At 45.1% G+C, this 18,483-nt stretch carries 11 protein-coding genes; 5 read left to right on the top strand and 6 right to left on the bottom strand.

Features of this window, described 5'->3' with window-relative positions:
• Nucleotides 1-45: 45 nt before the first annotated feature.
• The 3 genes from G519_RS0104875 to G519_RS0104865 all read right to left on the bottom strand — a co-directional run bounded on the left by G519_RS0104875 (nucleotide 46) and on the right by G519_RS0104865 (nucleotide 3,725).
• On the bottom strand, nucleotides 46-1,734 hold the full coding sequence (locus G519_RS0104875) for a type 2 periplasmic-binding domain-containing protein (RefSeq protein ID WP_084160024.1): 1,689 nt from the start codon (nucleotides 1,732-1,734) through the stop codon (nucleotides 46-48).
• A gap of 75 nt (nucleotides 1,735-1,809) precedes the next feature.
• Complete coding sequence (locus tag G519_RS0104870) at nucleotides 1,810-2,697, bottom strand: carbohydrate ABC transporter permease (protein WP_029193729.1); 888 nt, start codon at nucleotides 2,695-2,697, stop codon at nucleotides 1,810-1,812.
• 59 nt (nucleotides 2,698-2,756) lie between these two features.
• Nucleotides 2,757-3,725 carry an ABC transporter permease gene (locus G519_RS0104865; RefSeq protein ID WP_036632063.1) on the bottom strand — a complete coding sequence of 323 codons (969 nt, stop codon included), beginning with the start codon at nucleotides 3,723-3,725 and terminating at the stop codon, nucleotides 2,757-2,759.
• A gap of 194 nt (nucleotides 3,726-3,919) precedes the next feature.
• On the opposite strand from G519_RS0104865, the gene G519_RS0104860 reads away from it, so the two are divergent.
• Complete coding sequence (locus G519_RS0104860) at nucleotides 3,920-5,542, top strand: cellulase family glycosylhydrolase (protein WP_036632061.1); 1,623 nt, start codon at nucleotides 3,920-3,922, stop codon at nucleotides 5,540-5,542.
• A 465-nt stretch (nucleotides 5,543-6,007) separates the two neighbouring features.
• Here the strand turns inward: G519_RS0104860 and G519_RS0104855 are convergent, their stop codons facing one another.
• Both G519_RS0104855 and G519_RS0104850 read right to left on the bottom strand, forming a co-directional pair.
• On the bottom strand, nucleotides 6,008-6,979 hold the full coding sequence (locus G519_RS0104855; RefSeq protein WP_029193726.1) for a Gfo/Idh/MocA family protein: 972 nt from the start codon (nucleotides 6,977-6,979) through the stop codon (nucleotides 6,008-6,010).
• A 358-nt stretch (nucleotides 6,980-7,337) separates the two neighbouring features.
• Nucleotides 7,338-8,486, bottom strand: a complete 1,149-nt coding sequence (locus G519_RS0104850) for an MFS transporter (protein ID WP_051253085.1) — start codon at nucleotides 8,484-8,486, stop codon at nucleotides 7,338-7,340.
• 286 nt (nucleotides 8,487-8,772) lie between these two features.
• Between G519_RS0104850 and G519_RS41735 the strand changes: the two genes are divergently transcribed.
• Entirely contained in the window at nucleotides 8,773-11,490 is a 2,718-nt protein-coding gene (locus G519_RS41735) for an EAL domain-containing protein (protein ID WP_051253066.1), read from the top strand.
• 101 nt (nucleotides 11,491-11,591) lie between these two features.
• Nucleotides 11,592-14,009, top strand: a complete 2,418-nt coding sequence (locus G519_RS0104840) for a beta-propeller domain-containing protein (protein ID WP_029193724.1) — start codon at nucleotides 11,592-11,594, stop codon at nucleotides 14,007-14,009.
• Nucleotides 14,010-14,072: 63 nt separating this feature from the next.
• On the opposite strand, the gene G519_RS41730 is transcribed toward G519_RS0104840, so the two are convergent.
• Nucleotides 14,073-15,305 (bottom strand): MFS transporter, encoded by a 1,233-nt coding sequence (locus G519_RS41730; RefSeq protein WP_036632059.1) that lies wholly within the window; start codon nucleotides 15,303-15,305, stop codon nucleotides 14,073-14,075.
• A 416-nt stretch (nucleotides 15,306-15,721) separates the two neighbouring features.
• Between G519_RS41730 and G519_RS0104830 the strand changes: the two genes are divergently transcribed.
• Together G519_RS0104830 and G519_RS0104825 are read left to right on the top strand one after the other, a co-directional pair.
• Nucleotides 15,722-16,672, top strand: coding sequence for an ABC transporter permease (locus G519_RS0104830; RefSeq protein WP_036632057.1), 951 nt, complete (start codon nucleotides 15,722-15,724; stop codon nucleotides 16,670-16,672).
• A gap of 79 nt (nucleotides 16,673-16,751) precedes the next feature.
• Nucleotides 16,752-18,470, top strand: a complete 1,719-nt coding sequence (locus G519_RS0104825) for an extracellular solute-binding protein (protein WP_029193722.1) — start codon at nucleotides 16,752-16,754, stop codon at nucleotides 18,468-18,470.
• Nucleotides 18,471-18,483 lie beyond the last annotated feature (13 nt).

Genomic DNA, 18,483 nt, shown 5'->3' with positions numbered 1-18,483 from the left:
AACCCGAAAACCTGATGAATCTGGTTTTCGGGCTTCATTTCTGGATTACTTTGAGAATTCGGCAATCTTCTTGATGTTGGATTCAAATTCTTTCTGTTGGTAGGTCTGAATTTTATCCAACCCAGCTGCTTTCCGATCCTTTTGAAATTTATCAAAAAGCTGATCAAATTCGGCATCTGATTTGGCAAGCAGCAGCTTCGGCAATGTCTTGCCCCAAGTCTGAGAGATTTTACTATTGGCGATACCTTCTTCGGATGTCCCCGTCGGGGTAATGTTATCGTATTGTGAGAAGCTCTTTGTCTTGCCTTTTGTCCAATCCTCAGGCTGTTTGGCTGGTTCAACACTTGGCGGAGCCCATTTTAAATTCATGTTTGTATCCATCAGCATCCAGAATGTATAGGAAGATCCATACTTTTTATCAAATGCAGCGCGATCTTTGTTTAGTAAATCAACAACTTCCGGCTTGAATTGGTCTTTGCCGCCGATTGTATCATAGCTGACACCTTTTTCACCGAGGAATAAGTCTTTGTTACCCTCCTCACTGATCAGATAGCTCAAGAATTTGATGGCTCTTGCTTTATCTTTCACATCCTTAGAGATCAGTGTTACCGTCCAACCGGAGATGCCTGGACCTGCTAAGGTTGGTGCATCTTTTTTCGAATTTGCTGGTCCATCAACGGCAATATACGCGGTGTTCGGATCTTTTTGATACAAGGAAATGTTTTGCTTCGCCATATCTGAACGTTGATAAAGCATGGCAAAATAGCGGCCTTGTGCAATTTTCTCTTCCATCTGCGGACGTTTATCGATGAAGATATCTTTGGCTAATAATCCCGATTCATTAGCTTTACGGAACGTTTTGAGCCAGCTTACGTATTCTGGATCGGTCGAACGATCGTATAGCTTGCCATCTTTTTCATAAGGAACAGCAAGGAAGTTCTGTATGTACCCCTCTAGGGAGTAATTTCCAGTATCCGTGAATTCATGCAGCCCAAGCGGAATAAGCGGCTGCCCATTTACATCTGGGAACTTTTCTTTCGCTGCTTTGAGCGCATTCAAGAAACCTTCTTGCGTTCTCATATCTGGCTTGCCGAGTGCCTCGTACATATCTTTGCGAACCAAAAATGTCTGGTTGGATACGAAGTTTTCCCCATACTTCTTGTAGTCCTGCGATGAGGACGAAGCATTCGGGTATCCGTAGAACTTCCCGTCTTTTTGTGTATACCATGAGGTCTTGGCAGGATCCGCTACCTTGAAAAAATAAGGATCGTATTGCTTCGCAAGGTCACCAAGTGGAAGCACCATGTTGCCTTCGATCATTTTCTTCACGGCATCTTCATACCATCCGAGGGTAATGAAGTCAGGTAGTTTGCCAGATGCAATCATCGTGTTAAGCTTCTCGTTCTCATTGCCTGCCGGTACGATGAAGTTCACATTAACGCCTGTTTTCTTCGTTATATATTGAGAGGTTGCATCAACACCCCATTTGTTCGGGAACCAAGAGAAGTTCAAATACCAATCAAACGTAATGGGCTTCGTATCTGACTTCCAGCCTGGTTCATCGGCATTGGCGGCTGCTGGAGCAGCGCTTTGCTGCGCCGCATCGGCTGCCTTAGTTGGCTGAGGGCTGGTTGAGCTGCTTGAACCCTTATCCGTGGAACATGCGGTAATAGACACAGCTGTGAAGAGAGCAAGCAGCGTAGTTAATGTTTTTCGTGATTTACTGATCGTCATATACGTTTCCCCTTTTCTGCATCATAATGATATGTTAAATCTCTGTCAAAGAACAGAGCATTCACAACTATGGTATCAACCCTTAATGGAACCAATCATGAATCCCTTTACAAAATACTTCTGCAAGAACGGGTAAACGATAACGATCGGTAACGTTGTCACGACCATGGTCGCGAGCTTGATGGACTGAGAAGATACGGTTTTGGCAATACTGCCCGTTGTCGCAGCGGCCATTTGGTTCGAGCTCGATTGCGCGACAACGCGATACAGATAAGTTTGAATCGGCTGCAGATCGCTTTGGTTAATATAGATCATCCCGGTGAAGTAGTCATTCCATTGATATACACCATGAAACAATGCAATCGTTGCGACAACAGGCATGGAGACAGGAAGAATGATTTGATAAAAGATTTTGAAATCATTTGCTCCGTCGATCTTGGCCGCTTCCTCCAGCGCATCGGGAATTTCCCGGAAGAATGATAAGAATATGATGAGATCAAAGAAGCTGAACATGGCTGGGATGATGTATACCCAGAAGCTGTCGAGCATGCCTAGATCGCGGATCAGCAAATAGTAAGGAATTAGCCCTCCACTGAAAAATAAGGTGATGGTACCAATGACCATATAAACGGAACGGCCAATGAGCTCTCTTCGTGAGAACGCGTACGCCACCATCGCTGTGAAGAGTACATGGACAACAGTGCCCACGAGTGTTTTGGCTACGGTGACACCCATGGCTAGCATGATACCATCGTTGGCGAATACAGCTTTGTAGCTGTCTAAGCTGAACACTCGTGGCCACCAATAAATTCCCCCTCGCATGGCGTCATTGCCGTCATTCAAGGAATTAACGAGCACGTACCATATGGGATAGAGGGTTGCGAAGCATATAGCGAGCATTAGCAGATTATTAAATTGATCGAACGCGGCCTCTTTGAAGGTTCTGCGTTTCAATGAGAGCATAGCTGGAGTACCTCCTTAGAGCTTTTTCGACTAGAAAAACTGGTATCCGATGTAAATGTTTAAAATAAAGAGGTATTGTTTAAACGTTTGGTAATGAAGTTTGCCGAGAGGAGCAGAACGAGCGAAATCAGTGATTTAATTAACCCGACCGCAGTTGCATAGGAAAACCGGCTTTGCTGAAGACCGACTTGGTACACATATACATCGATAACGTTGCTGGCACTTTCGTTAAGCTGGTTCTTGAGCACCAGAATTTGATCGAAATTCGAGTTGAGAATACCGCTGACGGCGAGAATGAATAAGATGGTGATTGTTCCCTTAATGGACGGCAGCGTAACATAAAACATTTTCTGAAAACGTCCTGCGCCATCGATCGTCGCCGCTTCATACATCTCAGGGGATACACCTGACATCGCCGCCAGGTATATAATCGCGGACCATCCCAGCTCCTTCCAGATGTCAGAAGTAATGATGATGCTCCAGAAATATTGAGCCTCGGCCAAATAACTAATCGGTTCTTCTATGACATTAAGCGCGAGCAGCATCTTATTAATAATCCCCACGTCGGCTAGCCATGTGGCGAGGATGCCGCCAAGAATCACCCACGAGAGAAAGTGTGGTAAATACGATATTGTCTGCACCAGCTTCTTAAATCGCATAGAACGAAGCTCGTTCAAAAAAAGAGCGAAACCAATCGGAAGCGGAAAGCCGATAATTAACTTGAGTAAGCTCATCCCGAGCGTATTCTTAATGACATAGCCCAAATTGTCATCATCCCAAAACGCCCTAAAGTGCTCCAACCCCGCCCACGGCGCTGCAGAAATCGACTTAATGATATTAAAATCTTTAAATGCAATGATGATCCCGTACATCGGAACATAGTTGAAAACGATCATCCAGGCGACGCCGACCAGCGCCATAACTTGTAAATAACGTTGTCCGTACAATTTGCGAAGCAGCCTTATAGCTTGGCCTTTAACGGCAGTTGACTTAGGAATCGGAACGGGAATATCCACATCTGCGTTCATCCTGGCTGCACCTCCAATACATTCCACTTTTATGTAAGCACTTTCACTATCATCATTGTATGTGTTTCCTTCTTGTGATGTAAGGGTTCAAATTTCAGCTATGGTTACTGTTTTTCAGGTGGTGTTCCGCCTGTCTCCATTCGGTGCTACCATACATTTGTAAACGCTACATTGAAACCATGGAGGTTACGGATATGATGAACGCTAGCGGAACAGGTTTTATTCGTGCTGATGGCAGACGGCTCGTTGATGGAAAGGGCAAGCCCCTGCTGCTCAGAGGTGTCGGTTTGGGCAACTGGCTGCTGCCTGAAGGGTATATGTGGAAATTTACCGGGGAAGGCGGTGACCGCCCGAGGCGGATCGCCCAGAGAATCAGTGAACTGATTGGCGAAGACGAGGCGCTGCAGTTCTGGGAGACATTCTATGAGCGTTACGTGACGGAGGCAGATGTACGACGAATGGCTGAAGAGGGTTATAATTCAGTACGTTTGCCGATTAATGCCCCTTTCGCATTGGAAGAAGGCACGAATGGATCATATATAGAATCGCATCTGCAATTAATCGATCGCTGCATCAATTGGTGCCGCTCCTACGGACTGTATGTGGTACTCGATCTGCACGGCGCTCCGGGAGGACAAACTGGCGCAAATATCGATGATTCCGTGAACGATCATCCCGATCTGTTCACAGATCCCGTTCAGCGGAATCTCACGATTGCTTTGTGGGTTATGCTGGCGGAGAGGTACAAGCATGATGACATCATCGCTGGTTACGATCTGCTGAATGAGCCGTTGCCGGATCACTTCAGCCAATATTGGGACCAACTTGTCCCGCTCTACAAAGATATAATTGCCGCTATTCGCCAAGTCGATCCTCATCATATGATCATCATCGAGGGTGCGCATTGGGCCACGAATTTCAGTATGATAACAGAGCCTCTTGACGACAACATGCTCTTGCAATTTCATAAATATTGGAACGCCCCCGATACAGAAAGTATTCGGAACTATTTGGACAAGGGCGCTGAGCTGAACGTTCCGCTTTATATGGGTGAAGGTGGAGAAAATAACGCTGAATGGTATGTCGGTGCCTTCCAGCTGTTTGAGGATCACGACATCTCATGGAATTTCTGGCCCTGGAAAAAGTTAGACACGCTAAACAGCCCTTGTTCCATACGAGCTCCCAAGGACTGGGATAAGATTCAGGCCTACGTAGCTGGTGGCGAGCATCCGGGGAAAGATACAGCAAGAGCGATTCTATGGGATTATTTAGATGCCATTAGGATCGAAAATTGTGAGTATCGTCAGGATGTTGTGAACAGTATGTTGCGCCGTGCACCGCTTCGCATCGCAGCTCCTTACTACGGCTACAAGGGCGCGGGTATAGACCATTTTGCTGTGCCAAAGCAGCGTGGCGACCAGACGGTCCCGCTTCGTCCAGCGGACGGTGTGTCATTTGGCTTTGCCTATCCATCGGCAGAGAACACGGTAGATTTCGCCAATCATGGCGGAGCATCGCGTTCCGCGCATACAGTCATGTGCGTGCAGCTTGAAACTGACGAGTGGCTGCGCTACGAGTTCAACGTAGGAGCAGAGCGCCCTTACAAGCTCATATTAGGAGCGGCTGCGGATGGTGAGTCCGCTTCCTTCGAAGTAAGACTAGGCGACGGCTGGGTTAGCGAGGCGCTATTCGTAGACGGTGATGCATGGTCAAACATTGTCGCTGCTGAGGAGCTTGTGCTGCCGAATGGCAAGCACGCTATTGTGGTTAAGGTCTTGCAGGGAAGAGTTAGACTGCAATGGGTGGAGCTCAGCTAAGAACTAGAAAGGACTTTGAAAGCAATAAAAAAGGGCTGTCCCAAAAGGGTTATAGACCTTGAGGGGTATCTACCTTGAAGATGGTTGCATGTATCCATGAGGACTTCCGCCAAAAGAGGAGGTCCTTTTGGGCCTGAGTTATTCTTAACGGAACGACACGCCGCTAAATTGGATGAAATGAGCTGAAAATTGAATTATCGGAACGAGAGGGCGTTATTCGATGAAATTTGTGCGATTCGAAACTAAAAACAACGGAATAGCGTCATTACGATCCCCTAGTAGAAACCTACCATGGTAGATGGATGCATGTGCCCATGAAGAAGAAGCCACCCCTCTCATGTATTTAACATTTTCGGGACGGCCTCTTTAGATCATTCGAATCCTTTTTTACTTTACACAGAGACACCAGCTAAACGCTCAGCAGCTTGTCTTTCATCAGTCTTTCATTCATCAGTCTTTCTTTCCTCATCCAATTTGAACGGGCATTCCCAGTTTCGCTGATTTGAGCGCAGCAACAGTCACCTGTTGTGTCTTAAAGGCATCCTCGTAATCCGAAAGAATACGCCCGGTATCCCCTGTTTTCAGCGCATGAATGAAGGCTTCATTTTCTACGAGATAGGGATTAACTAATCTTTTAATTTCAGAGGTTGCATGAGCTTCGATCAATTTCAAACGTTCCGTATCCCACTCCAGCATGCCCTCCTGCGTATAGCAGGTAATCCCCACCTTGCCCAGTCCATTTGGCAGCACGCACGTATTAGAAATATTAGCAATAACACCGCTGCTAAATTTCAAGGTCACCGTTCCCACATCGGCTGCCGTTACCCCATCAAATTGCTTGTGCATCACTTGATTGCCATACAAAGCGTAGACTTCATCAATCTCTCCTACACAGTAACGCAGAATATCGACCAGATGTGTACTTTGTTCTATGAATTGTCCGCCTGATCTCTCTTGATCTCTCCACCATGCAACTTGAGGCATATCTCCCATCCAATTGCCTGTGATCATGCCGACATTTTGCTGGCCCAACAACTGTTTCATCTTACTTACTGTATCTGTATAACGAAAATGATAGCCAACGGACGTAATCAGGGGTTTCTTGCGTAATTCGGTTAAAATCTGATAGGGCTGCTCGGTATTCACACCAAGCGGCTTTTCCACAAAAAAAGGAATGCCTCTTTCAATAAGCTGCATTTCAAACTCTCCGTGCGACATTGGCGGCACTAGAATATATACAGCATCCAAGTGCTCGGCGTCCAACATCTCACTAACACTTTCATAGCTTGAGGGAATGCTGAAACCCGAAGCAAACTCCTCCGCTTTTGCCTTACTCGTCCCGCATACCGCTTGGATCTGCACGTCTTCCATTTCTGTTAAAATTTTTGCGTGCATCTTACTGAACCCGCCTGTACCGATAATGCCAATATGTAACATGTTTACAAGCTCCTGTTCTTTTTATATTTTTGCACAACTGTAGAGCCGCCTGCCGCGTCTATCCACGCACTCGCTGCATCGCAAAGTTGCCATCTAGGCTGTTTCTCTTATTATAGCATCATACATAAATACAACGTCAGTATACATCCCACATTCGATTAAAAATAAATAAAAGAGCTAGCTCTTCCGTCGTTCGAAGAACTAGCTCTCTTATTTAAGCATCATGATCCCATCCTACACATGGCTGTCGACTCTCGAACAATCAATTCGGGCTGCAAAACGATGGAAAAATTTCTTTTGGACCCTTGGATCAATTTTAGTAAAAGACGCACAGCATGCTGGCCGATTTGCCCGCATTTCAAGATGAGCCAAGAACTTTCTGTTTTCTACGAATCCATATAACAAATCCAAACACGATAACACAAGTCATAGATACCCATGAACTGTATAAAAAAACTTGTCTCATCCCGTAAGCTGAGCTCATAATGCCACCCAAGAAGCTGCCGATAATACGGGCGGCTCCAAGGCTGAGCAAGCCGTTGAGCGTTTGACCGCTGGCCTTCCATTCTGAAGGCACTTCACGGTTGATAAACGTGGCAAGCGTCACAGAAAGCACGATGAAAATAACTCCGTGCAGCAGCTGCACCGGTAATATCCATAGTGGATTCCCGATTAAAGTAAACAAGAACCACCGGATGGAGGATGCGAGCGCGGCCACAATCAGAATCGCGGATATAGGGACGCGTTTTAAAATCCAGCCGGAAAACAGAAGAAACGGCAGCTCACTAAGGGAAGAAATCACCATCGACCAGCCTAGCAGCATACTATCTCCTCCCATCTCCTTGAAGTAGATGGGGAAGAATGCGTAGTAGTAACCCAAGGTGATTTGAACAACAAAGTTGATACCCAAATAAAACATCAGCTTACCATTACGGAAAAGCTCCCGGAATCGTTTGCCAGTGACGTTAGTCTGGCGGCCGGCAGCTGGTGGAAAACGCCAGAGCAAGAGCACTGCGGCGGCCATGGTTCCAGCGTAGACCGGGAACATCGAACCAATGTGCGACTTGGCTGCGATGCCGAAAGCAAGAGACATGACAGCGAAGCCCACTGTACCTCCTAGGCGAATCCAACCAAAACTCCAAGTGGGACGCCTGTCCAATTCTTCCAACGTAATCGCATCGCTGAGTGCAAATATAGACGTCTGAAAAAACGTAAACACACAGATTAACACAAGCAGGTAAATGAAATGATGAGAGAGCGGGAAAAACAAAATGGAAACACCGCTACCTATCAAAAGAAAGCGAAGTACGCTATTCTTCGTCTTGGCTCGGTCACTGAGCGCCCCCCAAACCGGTTGGCCAAACATCGCAACCAAGGGCCCAAGGCTGAGAAGCATCCCAATTTGCTCCTGAGAAAATTGAGCGTTATGCAGGTAAACCGGCATAAATGTGCCATAAACAGCGTTTCCCATGTATATAACCACGTAAAACAACAAAAAAGCGTTCATCTTCGTTGTCAGCCCCTTCTTCCCTTTTAGAATCATACATCATTTAGAAAGCAATCCCTTCCATTTCACGAACGAATAGTCGGCATTATAAACTCTACGACAGTGTAGTGTGCGGTTCAAGAACTATTTTTTTAAGAATTTCGAGATGTGCTACAACATCGTCGGGATCTAGGCAGCTCCTCTTCCATAGGGACTTGCCACGCTATTCGATTTATCGTCTCGGATGAAGGAATTTATCATTTTTTGTCGAAATTTTTAGGTACTATTAACTACTTCAGGAGATTATATGAAAAAGCAATTTAATACCCCTAATATAGATCCTAAACCAAGTACTGAAGCTTTCATAGCCCTACAAAATGATAATGATTACCTCAAAAATACCATTCTCGATATCGTGCAAGGTATTGAAAGTGAGGTCAAAGAAAGTTTTTTTGTTCACTTGGTACAATATCTGGCTCGCGTTTTAAAATGCTCTTATGCTTTCATTGCTGAAGTTGATCATCCCTTTGTAAAAACAATCGCCATGTATAAGAAAGGAGAAATGATCGAGCAATTTGAATACAATTTGGAAGATACACCTTGTGAAAATGTTGTGAATGAAAAACGTCTCTGTTGTTATCAAGAGTATGTACAGCAATTATTTCCTTTGGACTCGGATTTGACCAAATATGATATTCAAAGTTATCTGGGTATTCCTCTTTTACATGTTGATGGTACTGTAATTGGCATCCTTGTTGTGATGAATGATCAGCCGCTTCATGACAGGTCACTTGCAGAAACGATATTAAAAATCTTCTCGTTTCGGGCATCCGCTGAGCTCATACGATTGTTGGAAGAGAGAAAGTTGAAAATAAGCGAGCAGAATTTATTAACCTTAATTCATACGATGCCTGACATTGTTGTTTTTAAAGACGGTAAAGGCAGATGGATCGAAGCGAACAATACGGTTCTCCGACTATTTAATTTAGATCATGATACATACAAAGGTAAAACGAATAGCGATTTCCAAAAAACCAATGAATTTTACCGAGAGATGTTCATTACATGTGAAGGAACGGATCAAGAAGCTTGGGAAGCACGCAAACCGATAACTTTTGAGGAAGAAATTAAACGTCCCAGCGGCGCAAGTATGATGGTTGAATATACCAAAGTGCCCGTTTTTGATCATAAGGGAAACCGACAATGGCTCATTGTTATTGGACGTGACATTACGGATCGGAAATTCGTACAAGATAACTTAATAGGTCAAAATGATATTTTAGAAATGATCGCAAAAGGTAAACCCATTGGGGATATTTTGCATCGAATTATTGAATTAGTCGAACAACAAAGCGGCGCTATTTGCTCGATTCTTTTATTGGAAAAAGAACGCTTGAAACATTGTGCAGCACCAAACCTGCCTGAATCCTATATTCGTGCGATTGATGGCGTGGAAATAGGTCCAGCTGTAGGTTCATGCGGCACGGCCGCTTTCTACAATACCAAAATCATAGTTTCTGATATCGGGAACGATCCTCTATGGGATGACTACCGCGAGCTTGCGTTCGACCACGGGCTTAGAGCTTGTTGGTCTGTACCGATTACGGATAAAAAAAATCAGGTGCTTGGCACATTTGCCATGTACTACAAAACTCCGCATGCTCCCCAAACCTATGAGATTAAATTGATTGAACGGGCGGCCTATCTGGTAAGTTTGGTAATTGAACGGGATAAAGCGGAAGCAACCATTCGTCACATGGCTTTTCATGATTCTTTAACCGAACTTCCGAATCGAAAATCGTTTCAACATATGCTCGAAAAAGCCATTGTTGATGCTGAGCGAAACGATCAAATCGTTTCCGTGCTTTATCTGGATTTGGACCATTTCAAAATGATCAACGATTCCATGGGGCACTCCTTGGGAGATGTTCTATTGCAGAATGTTTCGGATCGTTTGAAAGATATGATCATGACCAGAGGCGTTGTCTCACGTCAAGGCGGAGACGAATTTACGATAATGTTGCCCAACACAACCAGGCAGGAAACGGAAGATATTGCCAAATCAATTTTGGTTGCTTTGACCACTCCCTTTCGAATTCAAGATCAAGATTTATATATCTCAACGAGTATCGGAATCAGCATGTTTCCTTTGGATGGGAGCACTTTTGAAACATTGATCAAACAGGCAGATATCGCGATGTATCAGGCGAAGAACCAGGGAGAAAATTTATACCAGTTTTATGTAAAAGAGAATGAGTATCCCGCTACTGAACATGTTGACCTCTACAGAAAATTAAGAAAAGCTTTAGACAACAATGAATTTGTTCTTGTTTATCAACCGCAATATGATATAGCATCGAAAGAATTCATAGGTGTCGAAGCATTAATTCGGTGGAATCATCCCGAGAAGGGACTCATCTCTCCGCTGCAATTTATTCCATTTGCCGAAGAAGTTGGACTCATTGTTCCAATTGGGAAATGGGTCTTGCATGAGGCTTGCAAACAGTGGCGTTTATGGATGGACCATTTTGGACGTACATTTAAAATGTCCGTCAATCTATCCTCGAGGCAGATGTATGAACCGGACTTAATAGAATTGATGACCCAGATTTTGAATGAAACAGGGATGGATCCCCATTACTTGGAAATTGAAGTTACGGAAAGCATCACGATGAATCTGGACCGTGCAACGATGCTGCTTTCCAAATTGAAAGGCATTGGCGTAAGCATTTCTATTGATGATTTTGGTACGGGGTTTAGTTCATTGGCGTATTTGAAGAACTTCCCGATCGACCGCATTAAAATCGATCGCACATTCATTAAAGACCTTTCAAATGATATAAGCGATCAAAACATCGTGAAAACCATCATCGCTTTGGGTATAAATTTAAATCTAAAAGTAATTGCAGAAGGCGTCGAGTCTGAGGAGCAGCTTACTCTGTTAAACGACTATGGTTGTCATGAAGCACAGGGATATTTTCTGGGGCTTCCCATGTCTGCGGATCACATCGCTAAGCTTATTTAAAATATTTTCAAATCGCTGAAACAATTCAGAAAGCTCATCCGTTAAGTGGGTATAGATAAAAATAATGGAAACCCTCATTAACCTAGAAAAGGATGAAGAAGATGAAGAAAAAAGGGTTGGTCGTCGGCCTCCTGCTATCCGCTACGATCTTAACGTCCGCATTTACTCCCATCTCCATTAACGCCGATCAGGGACCAGTGGTCCGGTTTGAGGGCCAACCGATCACGTTCTCGCAGCAGCCTAGATTAATAGACGGTATTCTAATGGCGTCTGTTCTGGATCTTGCAATGGCTTTAGGTATGGAAGTGACATGGAGTGAAGCAGAACGGCTGGCGGTAGTTACTGGCAGCGGGTATGAGCTGAAGCTGCCAATGAATTCAGACTTTGCTTACGTGAACGGTAAAGCAAGCACCATTTACGGCAATACGCAAATGGTAAATGGTTCTATGTACGTTCCCCTGCGCTTCTTTATGGAAAGTTCAAATCATGTTGTTCGCTGGGATTCGGCTACTAGCTCGGTGAACGTCACGAAGCAGGCTGACAGCTTGCCCGTAGTCGGTACCTATGACCACTTGGTCACACTTTTGACGCAGAATGAGGGTAATGGGTCCGCCCAAGTTAGTTTAATAACCAAACAAGCTAAAGCTGAAACCACCTCCGGCAACGCTTCAGTTCCAGCTGGCGCCAGTGCTGCTGTTGCAGTCCAAGATTCAGCCAGGGCAGCGGCACCCGGCTACTCGGGCACGAATGTGCAAGTGGAAGGCGTGGATGAATCCGATGTCGTCAAGACAGACGGAACGTACATCTATACGGTAAACAAGCAGCGTATCGTAGTCACACAGGCTTATCCCGCCGACCAGATGAAAGTGCTGAGCATTCTTGATTTCCTGGGAAATCAAGACACCCAGTTCCAGCCAAGTGAAATCTACGTAGACGACAAACATCTGATCGTGATTGGTAATTCTTATCAGAACTATAAACCGGTCCCTTATAATGGGGCTGGCGGCACCACACAGAAGAAAATGATCATGCCTATGAGATCCCAGGGAACCGCGAAGGTCATGGTTTACGACCTCACAGACCGCAGCAGCCTGAAACTTGTGAAGGAAGCTGAGCTTGAAGGAAACTACGTTTCTTCCCGCAAAATCGGATCGTCGCTCTATTTTATCTCCAATAAGTACGTGAATTACTACCAATACCGGGAAATGACGGATAAGGAAGAAGCGAAGACTGGGCTTGCTCCTGCTTTTCGGGATTCTTCAGCTGGCGATTCCTTTACCTCTATTCCACTGGATCAGGTCTATTACTTGCCGAAAGCTCTTGAGCCTAACTATGTGCTCATCGGAGGCATTAATCTGAATGAATTGAATCAGACAATGAATGTCACTTCTTACCTAGGCTCAGGGCAGAACGTGTACGCGTCCGAAGAGAACTTATATGTGGCCGTAACGAATTACGAACAGATGCGAATCCAACCCATGAGGATGCCTGCTGGTGATGCTGCACAAGGCATACGTGTCGGTGAACCGAACAGAGCCAGCCAGCCTTTTGAACTTCCTAAGCAGGAAACGATTATTTATCAATTCGGGCTGAACGAAGGTAAAGCAGCGTACAAACATACAGGCATGGTGCCGGGACGCTTACTCAATCAATTTTCCATGGATGAGCATAACGGCTACTTCCGGCTTGCTACAACAACAGGCGAAGTGGGACGGACGGATGAGGGAACTTCGAAGAATCATGTCTTCATACTGGATGCGAACCTGAAAGAGAAAGGCAAGATCGAAAACATCGCTCCAGGAGAACGGATTTACTCCACCCGCTTCATAGGCGACCGGGCTTACATGGTTACCTTCAAAAACACCGATCCGCTATTCGTCATGGACTTACAGGATCCCGCTAAGCCGAAATTATTAGGTGCACTGAAGATTCCTGGATATAGCGATTATCTGCATCCTTATGATGAAAACCACATTATTGGCTTCGGGAAAGATACGATCGAAGTCGACAACAAAAATCCGAATGGACCGCAGTCCATTGCCTATTACCAAGGTATGAAAGTGGCGCTGTTCGATGTAACCGATGTGAATCATCCAATAGAGCAATTCAAGGAGCTGATCGGGGACCGCGGCACGGATTCCGAGCTGCTGCACAATCACCGTGCATTGCTCTTTAACAAGGAAAAAAATCTGCTTTCCTTCCCTGTTAACGTAATGAAAATCGACCCGAATCAGGCGACAACCAATCCGAAGATGCTTGCCAGCGCATACGGCAATTTTGCATTTCAAGGCGCGTACGTCTACAGCCTTGATTTGGAAAAAGGCTTCCAGTTCCGTGGCGGCATTACCCATCTTTCTCAGGATGATCTGCAAAAAGCCGGACAATATGTTCATGCCGGGGATAAACAGGTGCAGCGTGTTCTTTATATCGGTGATACGCTTTACACCGTCTCCAACGGATTGATCAAAGCGAACGACCTCAGCACGCTGAAGGAAAAGAACTCGGTAGTAATTCCGTAGTCCTTGTCACGACGAATAAAGCCCCGATTCCTATAAGGATCGGGGCTTGTTCGTTCTCTAGATTCATTTATTTCCAACAACTGTGTCTCCAATGCTCGGTTGCCGGACGTCCATTGATTTTCGTTTGGCAATGAACAACGTCAAGATCCCGCTTGATATTGTAATAATGGCGAGCGTCAGCAAAAATGTGGAGATCCCGAACCAATCGAGACAAGCGCCGGTCGCAAGCAGCGAAATCTGGAACATGACGCGGTCAAGCATGCCTCGAAATGAGAAAAAGCGGCCTTGTGCTTCTTTGGGCACTTTGATTTGGAAGAGTGTCGATACCATCGGAAAGAAAAAAGCGACTGCGCAACCAAACAATACGAAGGAACCGAGAACCGCATAGCTGCTTTCGCTGAAGGACATTCCTGCAAAAGAAAGAGCAAATAATAACATGAAAAGCGTAGAGCTGGTTACCAGATTCCGCATGCCGATCGCACGCTTTGCAAATAGACCTGCAATCAAAATGCTCGTGCCTTCTAAAGAATAGATCCAGCCCATCAGTTCCGGTTTGTGCTGAATTTGACTAAACTTCAGTACAAGCAAATTAAAACCGCCTAGAAACAAGGTAATAACTCCGCTATTGATAAGTGCGATGAATATAGACGGTTCTGCCCGAATGAGTGGAAATAACTCCGTAAAGCGGATTTTCTCCTGCTTTCTTGCACCCGCGGAATCCGCAGTATTTGGAATCCTCAATTGTGTAATAAGCATCACGAGAATGACATAAAAAGCAAGCGACAGCGCATAGACCGTGTACAAATTCATCATGGATACCAATATACCTGCTACAGCAGTACCGCCGATTCTCGCTATTGTAATCACGTTAAAGTTTAAGCTGTTCGCTTTAAGCAGCTCGGAGGCCGGAACGACGGAAGGCAGCGCTGCTTGTACGGTAGGCATATAAACAGTAGCCGCTACTTGCATGATGACGACGGACAACAGCATAATGGCGACGGATTGGTAGTGAATAGCCGCAAACATGACAATCGGAGCCAGACAGCGGACAAGCCCTGATATAAACAATATTTTTTTCTTATCATAGCGGTCTGCCCACACCCCGGCTTGCGGCGAAATGAGTACACCGAGAAATAAACCACACATCAAGATCAAGCTCTTGCCTAAATCCGACGGGACGTGGCTTTGCATAAATTGCAAATTAGCAATAATACTTGTCCAAATACCTGCGCCTTGAATGGCTTCTCCGATCATCATGAAAACAAATGTCCGATTCCGAAGTAACGATTGATTCATACCTAATCTCCAATCTATGTTGACACTCAGAATCTTCCAATTATAGCACGTATGTTCGTTGATTGTCTATGAGAACACGAGAACTATTCAGAACCGGGCCGATACATTTACATTTTCTTATAAAACTTAACGAACAAAATTCACAAAAGTCCATTAATCTTAGCTAGAAATGATCTTTGGACATCTCACATTAAAGGAGACAGTAATCGCAGCTTCAAGTTCGATTGTGCTTTGAGAAAAAACGTTTAGTCTCCAATATGGTATCGGTACCATGTTTATCAAGAATGCGAAGTGATTTACACACCATAGCTGCGTGAAATCTTTGATAAATCTTTGATGTTCGGGAATATTTTTTTATTTCAATATGGTATCGATACCATAAAATATTCATTCAAAAGGTTGGTGATTTTGCATTCATGATTCCTCATTCATCGTCCCCCCTTGCAAGAAGTGTTACCCGGCAAATTCTTTGGAAAAAAATCTTATTGCATCGCTATCTATACCTGATGCTCCTGCCCTGCTTGGCATTCTTTATCGTCTTCTCGTACGTTCCGATGGGCGGAGTCATCCTAGCATTCAAAGAGTACAAGTTTAACAAAGGTATCTTGGGTAGCCCCTGGATCGGATTTGATTACTTTAAGACGTTCTTTCATGACTATCAAAGTGGGTTATTAATCAAAAACACGTTAATTATCAGTTTCATGAAACTTTTTGTGTACTTGCCGTTTCCCATCCTTCTGGCTCTCATGTTTAATGAGCTCCGTACCAAGTGGTTTAAGAATGTAGCCCAAAGTATCTCCTACTTGCCTCATTTCCTTTCTTGGGTCGTTGTCGTCGGAATGATGCAGCGAGTGCTGGCACCAGATACTGGGATGCTTAATCAACTCACCGCCTACTTCGGAGGTGCCGGGGATACATTTTACATGATGGAATCGAAATACTTCTATCCGATCATGTTCGGCAGCTTCATATGGAAGTCGATCGGCTGGGACTCCATCATTTATCTGGCTGCCATTGCGGGCATTAATCCCGATATGTATGAAGCCGCCAAGATAGATGGAGCTAGCAAGTGGCGAGAAATATGGCATATCACCTTACCTTCCATAGCGCCAACCATTGTCTCCTTGTTTATCTTGTCGCTCGGAAGCGTCCTGTCGGCGGGTTTCGATCAGCTGTACTTGCTGGGAACACCGGGAAATAGAGCGTTGTCTGACATACTGGACACTTATATTATCCGGATAGGTCTAACAAGCGGCCAATACGGGTACGCCACTGCTGTCGGGCTGATGCAAGGATTGATCGGTTTTATTCTCGTCATTATCGCCAACAGGCTCTCTCGCAGACTTATGGATACATCTCTATGGTAACGATACTAGATTGACTATTGCTTTCGAAAACCGCCATCAGGCGTTTTCTATAAAAACAAGCATATAAAGGAGAATGGAAATGTACAGAAAATGGTTGAAATGGGTTGCTGCACCGATGATCTTGTCTTTAATTCTCGCTGGCTGTAATGGTTCGGGCAATGAGAACGTCAGCAAAACAGCAGCAAGCAGCTCCGCTTCAAACGGCAAACCGGCAACATGGATTGCGGATCGTAAAATCAAAGGGCTTGTCTTCATGGGCACTGACGATTATACGGAAGATATGAACGCCGAGGTCAAGCAGAAGATCAAGGATCTTACCGGTATCGATTTTGAAATTCAAATCATGAAGGCAAATCGTTCGATCGAAGGATTAACTGCTGGTTTAGCTTCAGGTGACCTGCCGGACTTCATCGCCTTCTACCTGAACAACAGCGGACGTCCGGAGATGAAGCTGGTCCTGAAGGCTGCGCGAGATGGCATGTTCACCGATTTGACGCCATTAATGAAAGACACCAAAGTTTACAGTAAATATTTGCAAAACGATTATTTGCCAACCGATACGAAAAACAGCGTCATGTTCCGTCCTGAGTTTAAAGGCTCCTCCTACTTTGTTCATATGAACATCCCACGCGATGGCGGTTATTTGACCCGGAAATACGTAGGCGGTCCGTATATTCGTAAAGATATTGCAGAAGCGCTCAAAATCGATCCAAGCCAGATCAAGACGACAGATCAATTGTATAAACTGGCCCAGCAAATTAAAGAGGGCAATTTTAAGGACAAAAATGGAAAAAACGTGTACCCTATCGGACCTGGTTACTGGGGAACGGGAAATAACAAGGATTACTCCATTCTGTTCAGTGATTTGATGTGGGGATCGGACGATCAACGCATCAATCAGGATGCGAACGGGAACATTCTGCATGAGGCTGAAACGGATTTCGCTATGAAAAAAGTGGAGTACATGCAAAAGCTGTTTAAAGAAAAGCTGATTAATACCGAGATGTTCACGATGGACGAGAGCCGTGCGACAGAAAACGTCCTGAACGGATCGTTCGCCATCATCGGAGATATGCATAATTATCAAGATTTTAACCAAGACGGTCATTTCGTTCCACTCGGCCCCTTAAATAAGGTAAATGGCCCCTACCAAATGCAAGTGGATTATAAATCCGGAAGTTCCGCATGGGCGATACCGTCCAAAACTAAAAATCCGCAGGATATCGTGAAATTTGCCGACTTCCTTGCCAGTCGCGAAGGCAAGCTGCTGTGGAGATATGGAATCGAAGGCAGAGATTATACACTGGACGCCAAAGGCAATCCGATTGTGAAGCAAAGTGTGCTTGACTTGAAGAAGAATTCGCCGAACGAGGCGAAGAAACTCGGATTTGCTGGAGTAGGCAACAACTGGGGCGAGCTGCTGGGAAGCACGGACATCAAAAATGAAGCCGATTTCGGTGAAGCGGAATATGGAGATTCGGTCAGTCCGGCAAATAGTGCAGGCGCCTTGGCCATTGCAAAAATGTGGAATTGGGATGAGAAACGAGCAAACGCCAAAATCGTTGATGGGTATACACCACTAGCCTTCATGGGTGAGTTCAAGAACGTAACTGCGCTGCAGGCGGCGCTTGACAATTACAACGTCAATCTGGTGAAAGCCTACTACAGCAAGGACCTGACTGAAGCTAAGAAAATTCTAGATTCTTCGTTGCAGCAGTTGAAGAACGCAGGCGTGGATGATTACCTGAAGCTGCTGTCGGAGAAGAATGCCGATCCGAAGACGAAAATTAAATTTTAGACTTTAGCATGCA

The sequence above is a fragment of the Paenibacillus alginolyticus DSM 5050 = NBRC 15375 genome (assembly GCF_000422905.1).
In the GTDB taxonomy this organism is placed as follows: Bacteria; Bacillota; Bacilli; order Paenibacillales; family NBRC-103111; genus Paenibacillus_E; species Paenibacillus_E alginolyticus.
Note: the sequence above shows the minus strand (reverse complement) of the source record. Positions and strands in the feature narration are given on the sequence as shown.

Coding starts and splice junctions, on each gene's coding strand:
- G519_RS0104850 (WP_051253085.1), bottom strand. CDS start 8,486: ATGAACGCTTTTTTGTTGTTTTACGTGGTTATATACATGGGAAACGCT.
- G519_RS41735 (WP_051253066.1), top strand. CDS start 8,773: ATGAAAAAGCAATTTAATACCCCTAATATAGATCCTAAACCAAGTACT.
- G519_RS0104830 (WP_036632057.1), top strand. CDS start 15,722: ATGATTCCTCATTCATCGTCCCCCCTTGCAAGAAGTGTTACCCGGCAA.
- G519_RS0104860 (WP_036632061.1), top strand. CDS start 3,920: ATGATGAACGCTAGCGGAACAGGTTTTATTCGTGCTGATGGCAGACGG.
- G519_RS0104825 (WP_029193722.1), top strand. CDS start 16,752: ATGTACAGAAAATGGTTGAAATGGGTTGCTGCACCGATGATCTTGTCT.
- G519_RS0104870 (WP_029193729.1), bottom strand. CDS start 2,697: ATGCTCTCATTGAAACGCAGAACCTTCAAAGAGGCCGCGTTCGATCAA.
- G519_RS0104865 (WP_036632063.1), bottom strand. CDS start 3,725: ATGAACGCAGATGTGGATATTCCCGTTCCGATTCCTAAGTCAACTGCC.
- G519_RS41730 (WP_036632059.1), bottom strand. CDS start 15,305: ATGAATCAATCGTTACTTCGGAATCGGACATTTGTTTTCATGATGATC.
- G519_RS0104875 (WP_084160024.1), bottom strand. CDS start 1,734: ATGACGATCAGTAAATCACGAAAAACATTAACTACGCTGCTTGCTCTC.
- G519_RS0104840 (WP_029193724.1), top strand. CDS start 11,592: ATGAAGAAAAAAGGGTTGGTCGTCGGCCTCCTGCTATCCGCTACGATC.
- G519_RS0104855 (WP_029193726.1), bottom strand. CDS start 6,979: ATGTTACATATTGGCATTATCGGTACAGGCGGGTTCAGTAAGATGCAC.